Genomic DNA, 12,532 nt, shown 5'->3' with positions numbered 1-12,532 from the left:
TAAGGTTACATATCGCCAGTCATGTTCTAATATATAAGCATAAAAAAATATCCCGGCAAATATAATTAATATTAAACCTATAATATTTTTAAAGGATAATATTGACTTTAATTTTATCATCTTTCATCTCAAATTGTATTTCTTCTGCCGATGTGACGTTTTTTAAATCTTCTGCTAATTCTGCAGATAATACTATGCCGCTAACTTCAAGCAATTTTATTGGAGCTTTTATAGATAGATTCTTCTCAGCTTTGAATTTTCTGACGATATCTAGTATTTCAAGCAGCCCTTCTGCACCTTTTGCATTGATTTCATAATTTAAGTCACTGTAATTAACCCAGCTATTTTTAACATGAATAGAATTTTCACTATATAATATTTGGTATAATTCTTCGGTAATATGCGGCATGAAAGGTGCAAATAGTTTCAGTAACGTTTGCATAACATGATATAAAGTTAATATGCTACTATATTGTCCTTGTGGATTTTTGTGTTCCTCATCATAGCTTCTTGTTTTGCTTATTTCTAAATAATTATCACAAAATACCACCCAAAAGAATTTTTCCGTCAGATGCATAGCATTTGCATATTCGTAGTTTTGTAACTCATTTGTAGCTAGCTTAACTAATTCCACTAGCTTATTAACAATCCATTTATCAAACTCGTTAGTGATTTTTTCTTTAATATCAAGTAAACTCGCTTTTTTATCTTCACCTTTCAGTTTATCAAAATGTATAAAAACAAATTTAGCGGCATTCCATAGCTTGTTAACAAGCCTTTTGCCATTTTTCATAACGTCTTCAGAATAGGCGGTATCAGCACCTAGCTTTGAATTTGCCGACCAATAACGTATCACGTCGGAACCATATTGTTCTAACAGTTTTTCAGGAACTAAAACATTGCCCTTAGATTTTGACATTTTACTTCGATCTTCAGCTAAACACCAACCGCTTACCATGATGTTTTTCCACGGCAAAGTATTTTGGTGTAAATGAGCTTTTAAAATAGTATAGAACGCCCAAGTTCTGATAATTTCATGTGCTTGAGGTCTTAAATCCATCGGAAATAATTTATCGTGCCTATCTTTATTAACAGCGAAATCATCAGAAAGCCCATGAGTAGAAAGTTGAGGCGAAACGGAACTTGTTGCCCAAGTATCCATTACGTCATAATCAGGTTCTACTTCCTCTTTACTATAACCTATAGGTAAATCTTTTAACGGATCGATAGGTAGCTGCGTAACATCGGCATATAAGATTTTGCCTTCCTCACCTACTCTTTTAGAGTACCAAACAGGGAAAGGCACACCAAAATAACGCTGCCTACTTATACACCAATCCCAACTAATGGCATTAATCCAATTCTCTAAACGAATCTTCATATTTTTAGGATGCCAATTTAACTCATTCGCTCTTTTAAGCAATTCTTCTTTATGTGATATAGTTTTAACGAACCATTGCGGTACAGTTAGTATCTCAAGAGGAGCACCTGACCTCTCGGCACATTTAACGGTATGAGTGATGTCTTCTTGTTTAATAAGCAACTCTTGTTCTTTTAAAATATCTATTATTTTTGTTCGCGCTTCTTTAATTTTCAACCCATCTATAGAAGTTTCATGTTGGAAGTCTATTGTACCTTTTTTAGTGATAATAGTTTTTAAAGGTAGATTATGCGTCTTCCACCAAGTAATATCCGTTTGATCACCAAACGTACAGCACATTACCAGTCCCGTACCTTTATCTTGTCGTACTAAAGGGTCAGCAAGCAGTGGAACTTGCTCATTAAAAAGTGGGGTTATAGCTGATTTACCTGCTAGATGCTTATAACGTCCATCGTCAGGGTGATAAAATACGGCTACGCAAGCCGGTAATAACTCAGGTCTGGTAGTGGCTATAGTAAGCGGGTCTCCTTGCTCGGTTTTAAACGTAATATAATTCATGAAAGAGGTTTTTTCCTTATCCTCAATATCGGCTTGGGCAAGAGCTGTACCATCTACTGGATCCCATAAAATCGGTTGATTAGTACGATAAATTTCTTCTTTTTGTACTAAATCAAGAAAAGACATTTGTGATATTTTTCGTGATAACGGACTAATAGTTTGGTACTCTAAACTCCAATCAACCGATAAAGCTATTTGGTTAAATAGACTTCTAAACTTTTCTTCTTCACTTTCTACTACCTCTGCGCAAATTTTTATAAATTCAGATCGATCCATATTATAAGCTTTGATCTGTTTCTGCTTTTCAACAAGTCTCTCGGTTGGTAGCCCGTTATCGTCAAAACCCATAGGATAAAAGATATTTTTACCCATCATACGCTGAAAACGTACAATAAAGTCGGTTTGCGTATAGCTATAAACATGACCGATATGTAACTGCCCTGAAACTGTCGGAGGTGGAGTATCGATTACATAGGTTTCTTCTTTTGCAACGTTTGGATTATAAGCATAAATTTGTTTCTCTTGCCAAATTTGCTGCCACTTTTTTTCATTTTCGGTAAAATTATAATTTTTTGGAAATTCTTTCATAGATTTTGTAGTTGATTCAAGAATATTATTATAAAGGTTATATGTGATTATGACAATAGATGCTTTTCTTTGGGAGGATATGGATATTTAGGATTTGTGCAAGTGGTGCTTGCATGATTAATTACTTATTTACAATTGAGCGAACGAAAGTTTCGTGAAGACCTGTAATTTTGGCAATAACAGGAATTTTAAAGCCCTGACTGAACATTTCCTTCGCTATAATTACTGCCTTATTATGTTTGCCCTCAGCTTTGCCTATCTCAATACCCTGTTTCCTTCATCTCTATATGTATCAGCGATAGTTTTCATAATAGGATCCTTATCTTGCGCTAATAGATGTGTATCCAATACTTCTACTAATTCCGGTTGTTTTTGTTTTTATAATTTTGCGTTAGTATATCATAAGAACGAGCTTAGGTAAATATAACCTTTTTCTTTATCCAATATTATAATATGCTTAAACTCTGTTAAAAACTTCTCCCATAGTTTTATCATATCCTGCATATTGGATATGCTGCATCATATATTCTAGCATACCTAAATGTTTTTTCTTGACGATGTCATCATCTGTCATAGTTTGCAAATCTACTAATTGATAATCTTCCGCCATTAATTTCTTTGCCATCACACTATCAGTAAATAAACTCCACAGATTTCTTGGAGCATTATAAATTTCTTTACCGTTGTAAATAACTAAATTATAGACTAGCGGTAATTTATCCTTTCCTTGCTTATGTCTTTCACATAATAATAGTGTATATTTCCATAACCGCAAAGCTGTCCAATAATCAATTGTTGATTGGGCCTCTACTAATACATAAACAAATGCTTCTTCTTTATTATTGGTGCTAATTTTATATGTTATATTACTATATTTCTTATTTAAAGATTCCTCAATACAGCTTTCTTGTTCTACCGTTATTTTTGATAAATCTACTAAACTCTTAAAATCATCGGGTAAATAATATTCCAAAAATTCTTGTGCTGATACCGGGTCGTTCATTATTATTTTTACTAATGAATCATGTTTTAATTTTTTAGCCATAAAAATCTAGTAGCTTTATTTTGTGGCGTATTTTATCTTAAATTATCTATAATATCCATATTTATTTAAATTTAAAGTTTAATATGCTAATTCTAGACAAACTTTTGCTTACCTTAAAATTAATGCGTGCAGATAAGCTGGTAGCTTATTTGCTGGTTTTTTTTCCTGCTTTATTTGGGTTACTGCTTGCAAACCCCTCAAGAACGGAGTTAATACATTTATTACCGTTATTTATTTTAGGTAGTATAACAGCTAGAAGTAGTGGGTGTATTATTAACGATATATTTGATAGAAAATTTGATAAGCATGTCGCAAGGACTAAAGAGCGACCTTTAGCTAGCAAGGCTTTATCTGTTTCTTATGCTATTTTGATACTCTTTATTCTTAGCGTTATCTCACTTTGTATTTTGCTACTTTTAAACAAAACAGCCATATATATAGGTTTTTTTGCGGTAATAATGATTAGCCTATACCCGTTAATGAAACGTATTACTTATTTCCCGCAAATCTTTTTGGGATTTACCTTTAAGCTAGGGGCCTTAATAGCTTATGCGGCAGTTCAGGATACACTTGATATAGCAGCGATTATTATGTATTTAGCATGCTGTTTTTGGGCCATCGGTTATGATACGATTTACGGATATATGGATATAAAAGATGATAAGAAAATAGGAGTGAAATCGTTAAGTATATATTTAGAGAACAAGCATTCTAAGCTTTGGCTTTATATATGTTATATAGGTTTTATATTGTTATTTATTCTAGCAACAAAAATGGCTAACCATAATATCGACTATTTACCTATTTTAGCTGCTTTAATTTTACTGATATTACAAGTAGCAACTCTTGATATTGACAATCCTGCCAATTGTATGACAAGATTCAGCGCTAATAATTATATCGGATTAGTTTTGAGTATGGTGTTTTATTAAATTCTTTTCCTAATAACAGTCTTGTTAGGGATTAGATAATGTTCTTGATGTCATTCCTGCGAAAGCAGGAATCCATAAAAATAACATTAATATTGCTGTAAGTATTACATTTTTAGTAAAAAACATATAAGAATTTAATTTTTATATGTTTTACTGGATTCCTGCTTTCGCAGGAATGACATTGACCCGTGCAACAACTCCTCTAACAGCCCATAAAGTGACCATCGATATTGCGGTTATATAAACCGCAATTGATAAAGAGTTGCCGGTTACATACCATAGCATTAGGCAGATTGACGGAGTAAGACGTCCGATTAATGAAGCACCTATACTACTGCCGATACCGACTAACATATATTTATCGGCAGTTTTAAATAAATCATTTAGCCAGCAGTTCAAAGGTGCCAAGAACCCGACACCGAGTATTATAATCCAAATACGTACAAAATTAACATACCATATAGATGCATTATTCAAGCAGAGCCATAAAGGAATTATGCTTAAACTCATTAAAATAAGAGTACCGTTTAGTATTTTAAGGTAATGTAGCTTTTTTGTTAGATGCCCTATTATCGGAATCATAATCATATCAAAAATCAGAAACTCAGTATTAAATTTCATCATTATTTCGAGTGATATATCAGTGATAAGCGGAATAAAATTATTCAAAAAGACGAAAGGTACTATATAAGTCATATATGAGAAACCTATGGCAAAACTAATGCGTAAGATACTTAGTTTACAGTTCCAAATTGTAGTTAAGTTTTGTAATAGTGATGATACTACGTCATTGCGAGGAGAGGACCCAGGTGTCATCCCGTGGCTTGACCACAGTATCCAAAAATTACGTAAAATAATTTTATCTTTTTTATTGGATCCCGTGGTCAAGCCGCGGGATGAAAATGGGGGCTTAACTACAATATCCTCGCGCTTTCTTAAAAAATAACCTATCAGTGCTGTAAGTCCGCCAAATATGAAACATAAACGCCAATATGTATTATACTCTACATTTAAAACTATAGTACTGATAAATGAAGCAAGAATAATACCGACCATAGTAGATGTTTGATAAAGGTAAGAAGCTTTAAACGCTTTTTTTTCTTCTTTATTCTCTAAAATAAATAATTTAGCAATGGCACATTCACCCTCGGAATATACTCCTTGCAACGTTCTAAGCAACACTAATAATAGCGGTGCAAGCCAGCCTATTTGAGCATGTGAAGGTATTAAACCGATTAGGCTAGTTGTTAAAGCAACGCCGATTAAAGAGTAAGATAAAGCAAAAACACCGCCGTATTTTTTAGCAATTACGCCAAAAAAATAAGAGCCTATGGGACGTGTAAATAAAGACGCAGCAAGAACACTATAGGTAAGTATTAAAGCAACGACTTTATCATGATTCGGAAAAAAAATACCAGCAAGTAGCGGAGCAAGAAACCCATAAAGTGCAGTATCGAAATGATCCATCGCATTACCGATTAGGATCGAAACATCCCTTTTACTTAATGCATTATTCATATATTAATAATTTAAAATTTATAATGGATTATACTCGATGAATTTGGAACATTGGTGAGAATGTCTTTGTAAGTCCTCGGATGCTGAACGTGTAATATATGCTCTGCTCCTCGGCTTACAGACCGATTACTCTTTCCCAAGTGAATCTTCGTATAACAGCGCGTCGTTTTGTAGGAGTATATAAGTATGTAATCTTCCTTGTAAATATTTTTTTAAGAGATATGATTATAAAGTTATAGCTTAAAGTAATTGTAATGAATGAATAATTTGAAACAAGGAAAGTTTATTACATTTGAGGGAGGGGAAGGGATAGGCAAATCTACTCAATCTCAAATGCTCTATGAATATTTACAATCTCAAAATACTCCCGTTATTTTAACTCGTGAAGTCGGTGGTACTATTGTAGCCGAAAAAATGCGTGAAATTCTAGTACATGAAGAATTACTACCCATGTCCGAGCTATTACAAGTTATGGCAGCACGTTATGATCATATGGCACGGAAAATTATACCAGCTCTACAAGAGGGACATATTATAATATGTGATAGGTTTATTGACTCAACTGTATGTTATCAAGGATTAGAGCTAGAAAACGGCATAGATTTAGTTTATAATCTGCACAAAACTTTAATGCCTTCTCTTATGCCGGATATTACGTTTTTTATTGACGTAGAGCCGGATACTGCTATTAAGAGAGTCAATTCACGAAATATGAACAATAAATTTGACATAAGAGGTATAGATTTTTATAAAAAAATCTATTATTGCTTTAAAGAATTAAGTAATAGATTTCCTGAGAGAATAAAAACAATTAAAGCTTCAGATTTAAGTCCACTTGAAGTACATGAGTTAATAAAAAAGCATTTATGAACAATACTTACTACATTACTACCCCTATATATTACGTTAACGATATTCCCCATATCGGTCATGCTTATACTAGCGTTGCAAGTGACGTAATCGCTCGTTTCATGCGACTTCGAGGTTTCGATGTAATGTTTTTAACAGGTACTGACGAACATGGGCAGAAAGTAGAAAAAGCAGCTATTAATAAAAATATTGACCCACAAAAATTTACCGATCAAACATCCGAGAGTTTTCGTCATCTGATGACTGCTATGCATATTTCCAATGATGATTTTATCAGAACAACGGAACACAGACATAAAGAAGCTGTAGCTGTTTTTTGGCAGAAATTACTAGATAACGGCACTATTTATGAAGGTTTTTATGAAGGGTGGTATGCAGTGCGAGATGAGGCTTTTTTTGATGAGTCGGAACTTACGAGGGACGGTTTAGCACCGACGGGTGCTCCAGTTGAATGGATTAAAGAGCCTAGCTATTTCTTTAATCTTTCAAAATGGCAGGATAAATTGCTTGAGTTTTATGAAGCAAACCCTGATTTTATCAGACCTATATCAAGGCGTAACGAAGTAATTAGCTTTGTTAAGTCGGGTTTAAAAGATTTATCGGTATCGCGTACTACTTTTAACTGGGGAATAAAAGTGCCAAATAATGAAAAACATGTAATTTATGTTTGGCTTGATGCACTGGTTAATTATATTTCAGCACTCGGTTATCTTGACGAACAAAGCAATTACGGTAAGTTTTGGCCGGCTGATTTACATGTAGTCGGTAAAGATATCTTGCGTTTTCATGCCGTCTATTGGCCTGCTTTCTTAATGGCTGCAGAAGTTCCGCTGCCGAAAACAATTATGGCTCATGGCTGGTGGACGAATGAGGGGCAGAAAATCTCTAAATCTCTTGGTAATACCATTGATCCGATTAAGTTAATTGGTGAATTCGGTGTTGATCAAGTTAGGTATTTTCTGATGCGTGAAGTAACTTTTGGTATGGACGGCAATTTTGCTCGTAGTAATTTAATTACCCGTATTAATAGCGAGTTGTCAAACAAAATAGGTAATTTATTACAGCGTACTACATCTTTTGTTTATAAGAATAATGACGCCACAGTGCCTTTGCTTACGCAAGGTGTTATAGATAAAATATATGAGCTACCGATTTTAAAAACCGCAAGTAAATTTGTCGAGCAGAATATTTTATTGATGGACAAAACAGAGATTAATAAAATTCTTGAAAATATTATTAATTTGGCCGAAGAGGCAAATATCTATATTGATAGCCAAGCACCCTGGAATTTGAAAAAAACCGATCCAGATAAAATGTTAGAAGTGTTATACGCTTTACTAGAAGTTTTACGCTATATTGCGATAATGCTTCTGCCTTTTATACCGAGTTCAGCAAATAAAATGCTTGATCAGTTAGGGGTAAATAAAGAAGAACGTCTATTTAAGCATTTAATACGTGATTATACTTTAACAGCGGGTAGCAATATTTTAGAACCTACCATAATTTTTCCAAAATTTGAATAGTGTGTCATACCGTGGCGAGACCGCAGTATGACACACCTACTAAGGGTATAATATGTTAATAGATTCACATTGTCATCTTAATTTACGTAGTAACTTGTCATCCCGCGACGCGATCGCGAGATCTAGTGAGGGTATTAAAACAACTAATATTAGTTGTTGTCTAGATACCGTAGTCAAACCATGGTATGACGCAGTGCTTTTAGATTCTGTCATTCAAAGAGCATTAGAAAATAATGTGCAGTATATGCAAACTATCTGCACTAAAATTGAAGATTTACCTATTATTTTAGAGATAGCTGAAAAATATGAAAATGTTTTTGCGAGTGTTGGGGTGCATCCGTGTGAAGTGAATTCTTTTATTAGTCATTGCCAAGCACTGCAAGTGCTGTGGCAATCTCAGGAAGCTTGGACAAGATTGCTACGTCAAGACTACGTCTTCCCGAGCTCAGATGCTGAGGCAATTATTATGCTAACCCAGCATCCGAAAATTATCGGAATCGGTGAAACGGGGCTTGATTATTATCATCAGCCTTACGATCAAAAATTACAAAAAGATTTGTTTGTAGCACATATACATGCGGCGTCTAGTACACGCCTGCCTGTTATTGTTCATACAAGAGCAGCAGACGAAGATACTATTGACATTTTAACCTCAGAAATGCGTAACAGCACATTTCCAGGTTTAATACATTGCTTTACCTCTTCAAAAAATCTAGCGGCAAAAATGCTAGATATCGGTTTATATATTTCAATGTCAGGGATTATAACTTTCAAGAATGCTACTGATTTACAAGAAATAGTCAAATATATACCGCTTGATAGGTTATTAATAGAAACCGACACTCCTTATTTAGCTCCTACGCCTATGCGAGGCAAACAAAACGAACCGGCATTTGTTAGGTATGTCGCTGAAAAAGTTGCCGAACTCAAAAATATAACATCAAAAGAAGTAGCAAATGTTACTACTCATAACTTCAAAACATTATTTTCTAAATTTGAAAAATATATAAATAATACTTTATAAAAACAGCAAGTTTGATAATTTAAAGTTGAATTTGATGGGCGGTCCTATAGATGCTAGAAAAAATCCCACGGCAGTTAATGAATTCGCTCAAAGTAAAAGTTTAGAATGGTTCTGCCAAATGGTTACAATGCAGGTGCCGCCAAACTATCCAGGACATGGTAGAAAAGTATATCCCGGTTTCCTCCAACTTGCCGTCTTTATGGGTTTAAACTTATTTCGTCATATAGATTCACATTTAGAATTATGGCAAAGTTTATTAAATTCTGACTATAAAAAAGCCGATCATACTATTAAATTTTATGATGAGTATTTAGCAGGTATGGATATGCCGGCAGAGTTTTACTTACAAACTATAGATGAAGTATTCTAACAATTTTCGTTAGCAACAGGTAAATTAGTTTCTGAGAAGAGTCCGATCGATTTAAAACATATTACTAAATGTGCTTTACTCGGTATTGAAGGAGAATTAGATGATATTGCAGCGGTAGGGCAAACAAAAGCTGCTTTAAAACTTTGTTCAAATATACCTGAATCAATGCAAAGATACCATTTACAAAAAGGGGCAGGGCATTACAGGGTATTTAGCGGAAGTAAATTTAAACAGTTTATAGTGCCTATTATCAAAGATTTTATCTATGATTTTGATAAAACTAATTTCAAGCAATCTAAACTTAAGGCAGCATAAAAATAGTCATTACGAGCGGGCATTGCCTGCGTGGATTGTTTTTTCCGTCATTGCGAGGAAATTACTTAAGTAATTGACTCAGCAATTCAGTAAAAAATGTGATTTACAGCATTTTTTTGTTATTTTTTCTGGATTGTCACGCTCCTTTCAGTCGCTCGCAATGACGTGGTGGTATCCACGCAACAATATCTTGCTGGAATTATATCGCAGCCATACAACAAGATCATAATTAAAGGAGAAGTGTGGTAATCTAATATTCAACTCTTATTAGTCTGAATTTCTTGTTGTTGCTGTTGTTTGTATTCTTTCGCTTTTTCTTCGATGTAATTAAAAAAGAAATAAGTAAAAGTTAGAAAACCGGTCAAAATAATACTAAATGTTATTAGTATTGCTTTAAGTTGCTTTCGTGAATCTTCTGCTTTTAACCTTTTCTCTTCTTCATCATTTTTGACTTCAGATATTATTGTTTGTTCTTCTGTAGTATTTTCCATGTTGTAACTCAACTAAAATGAACCGCTTTATTACTAAGTTGTTCCTATAACTTACAGATTTTTGAAGTTTATAAGATTAGCTATATTTGAATTATGAGGTTTAAACTCATAAAAATAGGATATATAAGCAATAACGCTATGTCAATAGCCTTGAATATTAGCAGTGTTCAACCAAGGTTATACATATTATTATAATTTGAGTCTCCTAACATTGAAGTATTTAAAGTATCGGAGTAAGCAGCTGTAATATAGCATCATCAAAAGTGATATTAAGCTGTCCTATATAGTTGTGAATAAAATTGTTAACAGTAGATTCAAAGTTTGTATATTTTATAGGATATGAATAAACAAGCTGTGTACATTCTGTATTTTCTAATTTACTTCCAATCAATGTTAATAACATAGAGTTATATTCATCTTGGAGGGTGTTACGATTAATTATTTCGTAAGTTTTAGCAAGAATATAACAAGCTTCGTTATTTCCCTTCATAGTTTCTAAGTTTATTTCTTCAGAAGATATTATTTAGAAAAGCTTTTTCATATATTGCATAATTCGGTGATAAATCAGATTTTCCGTTAAAAAGAGCAGTAAATAGGATTTTAGCTTTCTCTAGATCATTCATTTTTGATTTATCGGCAACCACAAGACTGTTTTCATAGTATCGATAATTATGAAATTGTCAAGACCTTAATTTATTATTAGAACTAATGAAAAAGTTTGTAGTATTGCTTGTTATTACGGTTCCCTCGCAATAATTATCGTTTATGTTCCGGTGTTTTATCTGTAATAAGGAATGCCAAGTACCAAGAGCGTTCCAAGCAAAATCGGCTTTTATCATGACCATTCCCGAAATATATTCCATTATGGCATTGTCTATAGAAATTGCTGCGATTTCATTATAAGCCTCATTGTCTATGGCCAAACTATTCTCATTTTTTACGGCAGTATTAAATGCTTTTTCTGCAATACAGAATAAATCAGGTTGAAGGTTCATTGCTAAGTTTAAGAAGAAGTTAACATCGTATACACAAATTCCTGAATTCCAAAAATATTCATTACTTTGAAAATGTTTGTTTGCTTGCTCTAATATAGGTTTTTCAATGAAATGATCAACTAGATAAACATTTTCTGCAATTGATAATCCTGTGTTTATATAGCCATACTTGGCACTTATAACATTTATAGGAATACCTATAGTGCAAATGCCGAATTCATTAACATAATGTAAAGCTTTATTTATAGTATTAAGATACTTTATATCATCCGCTATATGATGGTTTGAAGGTAGTAACACTACAATATCAAATCCTAGTGTTGTAGCCGATAATGCCGTAATAATGGCACAAACGGCAGTATTTTTTTTGTAAAGGCTCGGTAATTAATGCTATTTCTACATCTATTTCTGCTGCTTGTTTTTTAGTGATTGATTCATATTTTTTGGAAGTAATAATAGTAGATTGTCCTAAAAAGTTATTTCGGTTTAATGTTTGCTGAAGTAAAGTTAGATCACTCAATATTTTTTTAAACTGTTGCGGTTTATCCTTAGATGACAAAGGCCATAGTCTTTTACCGTTACCGCCTGCCATAATCACTGGTTTTATTAGACTTCTTGCATAACCTCCTTCTAAAGGTAATTTGTATACCTTTGATACTTCAAGATTTGGTACGTTAAATTTCAGGATTTGCCTGTGTTCAGGTATTTTTATACGCTGTACAGGCTCACCACTTATTTGACTCTCAACTTCTGAAGTATCTGCGATATACGTCGATCCAATACTCGCATCCTCACGTACCTTTTTGTACGCTGCGGTGCTGCGTTTCGTGTCTCCTTCAAATTCCTCTTTATAAGATAGGTTATGTAAGGAGTCTACTCCCATATATTTTACAACTATTAATTGAATTAAATAATAAAGAGC

The 12,532-nt window shown here is 33.4% G+C and carries 10 protein-coding genes and 2 pseudogenes; 5 read left to right on the top strand and 7 right to left on the bottom strand.

The genetic code is table 11. The features are described from left to right. Window positions 1–88: 88 nt before the first annotated feature. Complete coding sequence (locus tag TENJIKU01_RS05675; protein WP_064429539.1) at window positions 89–2,527, bottom strand: valine--tRNA ligase; 2,439 nt, start codon at window positions 2,525–2,527, stop codon at window positions 89–91. A gap of 457 nt (window positions 2,528–2,984) precedes the next feature. Beyond that, window positions 2,985–3,572: an Rpn family recombination-promoting nuclease/putative transposase gene (locus TENJIKU01_RS10775; protein WP_371440168.1), complete on the bottom strand. Its 588-nt coding sequence runs from the start codon at window positions 3,570–3,572 to the stop codon at window positions 2,985–2,987. Window positions 3,573–3,655: 83 nt separating this feature from the next. Between TENJIKU01_RS10775 and ubiA the strand changes: the two genes are divergently transcribed. After that, window positions 3,656–4,504 carry a 4-hydroxybenzoate octaprenyltransferase gene (gene ubiA, locus TENJIKU01_RS05665; protein WP_064429538.1) on the top strand — a complete coding sequence of 283 codons (849 nt, stop codon included), beginning with the start codon at window positions 3,656–3,658 and terminating at the stop codon, window positions 4,502–4,504. 150 nt (window positions 4,505–4,654) lie between these two features. Here ubiA and TENJIKU01_RS05660 read toward each other — a convergent pair whose 3' ends face one another. Next, window positions 4,655–6,022 (bottom strand): MFS transporter, encoded by a 1,368-nt coding sequence (locus tag TENJIKU01_RS05660; protein WP_064429537.1) that lies wholly within the window; start codon window positions 6,020–6,022, stop codon window positions 4,655–4,657. A 258-nt stretch (window positions 6,023–6,280) separates the two neighbouring features. On the opposite strand from TENJIKU01_RS05660, the gene tmk reads away from it, so the two are divergent. From tmk to phaZ, 4 genes and pseudogenes are all read left to right on the top strand, one after another. After that, window positions 6,281–6,892 carry a dTMP kinase gene (tmk, locus tag TENJIKU01_RS05655; protein ID WP_064429536.1) on the top strand — a complete coding sequence of 204 codons (612 nt, stop codon included), beginning with the start codon at window positions 6,281–6,283 and terminating at the stop codon, window positions 6,890–6,892. Continuing rightward, entirely contained in the window at window positions 6,889–8,415 is a 1,527-nt protein-coding gene (gene metG / locus TENJIKU01_RS05650) for a methionine--tRNA ligase (protein WP_064429535.1), read from the top strand. The genes tmk and metG overlap by 4 nt, the downstream gene beginning before the upstream one ends. Before the next feature lie 52 nt (window positions 8,416–8,467). Beyond that, the gene (locus TENJIKU01_RS05645) at window positions 8,468–9,439 is read left to right on the top strand and encodes a TatD family hydrolase (RefSeq protein WP_064429534.1); all 972 of its coding nucleotides are present in this window, start codon (window positions 8,468–8,470) and stop codon (window positions 9,437–9,439) included. A 31-nt stretch (window positions 9,440–9,470) separates the two neighbouring features. Further along, window positions 9,471–10,124 (top strand): annotated as a pseudogene (phaZ, locus tag TENJIKU01_RS05640) (polyhydroxyalkanoate depolymerase); the annotation flags it as partial. Window positions 10,125–10,381: 257 nt separating this feature from the next. Here the strand turns inward: phaZ and TENJIKU01_RS05635 are convergent. The 4 genes and pseudogenes from TENJIKU01_RS05635 to TENJIKU01_RS10770 form a co-directional block, all read right to left on the bottom strand. Beyond that, window positions 10,382–10,615 carry a hypothetical protein gene (locus TENJIKU01_RS05635; RefSeq protein ID WP_064429533.1) on the bottom strand — a complete coding sequence of 78 codons (234 nt, stop codon included), beginning with the start codon at window positions 10,613–10,615 and terminating at the stop codon, window positions 10,382–10,384. A gap of 220 nt (window positions 10,616–10,835) precedes the next feature. Continuing rightward, complete coding sequence (locus TENJIKU01_RS09880; protein ID WP_227780040.1) at window positions 10,836–11,105, bottom strand: hypothetical protein; 270 nt, start codon at window positions 11,103–11,105, stop codon at window positions 10,836–10,838. A 19-nt stretch (window positions 11,106–11,124) separates the two neighbouring features. After that, window positions 11,125–11,259, bottom strand: a complete 135-nt coding sequence (locus tag TENJIKU01_RS10285; protein WP_255374216.1) for a hypothetical protein — start codon at window positions 11,257–11,259, stop codon at window positions 11,125–11,127. A 36-nt stretch (window positions 11,260–11,295) separates the two neighbouring features. Next, window positions 11,296–12,493 (bottom strand): annotated as a pseudogene (locus TENJIKU01_RS10770) (sugar phosphate nucleotidyltransferase). Window positions 12,494–12,532: the final 39 nt, after the last annotated feature.

It is taken from the genome of Rickettsia sp. Tenjiku01 (assembly GCF_001653015.1).
GTDB lineage: Bacteria > Pseudomonadota > Alphaproteobacteria > Rickettsiales > Rickettsiaceae > Rickettsia > Rickettsia rickettsii.
The sequence above is the reverse complement of the archived record's forward strand: the minus strand, read 5'-3'. Positions and strand labels throughout refer to the sequence as shown.

Coding starts and splice junctions, on each gene's coding strand:
- ubiA (WP_064429538.1), top strand. CDS start 3,656: ATGCTAATTCTAGACAAACTTTTGCTTACCTTAAAATTAATGCGTGCA.
- TENJIKU01_RS05645 (WP_064429534.1), top strand. CDS start 8,468: ATGTTAATAGATTCACATTGTCATCTTAATTTACGTAGTAACTTGTCA.
- tmk (WP_064429536.1), top strand. CDS start 6,281: ATGAATAATTTGAAACAAGGAAAGTTTATTACATTTGAGGGAGGGGAA.
- TENJIKU01_RS10775 (WP_371440168.1), bottom strand. CDS start 3,572: ATGGCTAAAAAATTAAAACATGATTCATTAGTAAAAATAATAATGAAC.
- TENJIKU01_RS09880 (WP_227780040.1), bottom strand. CDS start 11,105: ATGAAGGGAAATAACGAAGCTTGTTATATTCTTGCTAAAACTTACGAA.
- TENJIKU01_RS05660 (WP_064429537.1), bottom strand. CDS start 6,022: ATGAATAATGCATTAAGTAAAAGGGATGTTTCGATCCTAATCGGTAAT.
- metG (WP_064429535.1), top strand. CDS start 6,889: ATGAACAATACTTACTACATTACTACCCCTATATATTACGTTAACGAT.
- TENJIKU01_RS05675 (WP_064429539.1), bottom strand. CDS start 2,527: ATGAAAGAATTTCCAAAAAATTATAATTTTACCGAAAATGAAAAAAAG.
- TENJIKU01_RS05635 (WP_064429533.1), bottom strand. CDS start 10,615: ATGGAAAATACTACAGAAGAACAAACAATAATATCTGAAGTCAAAAAT.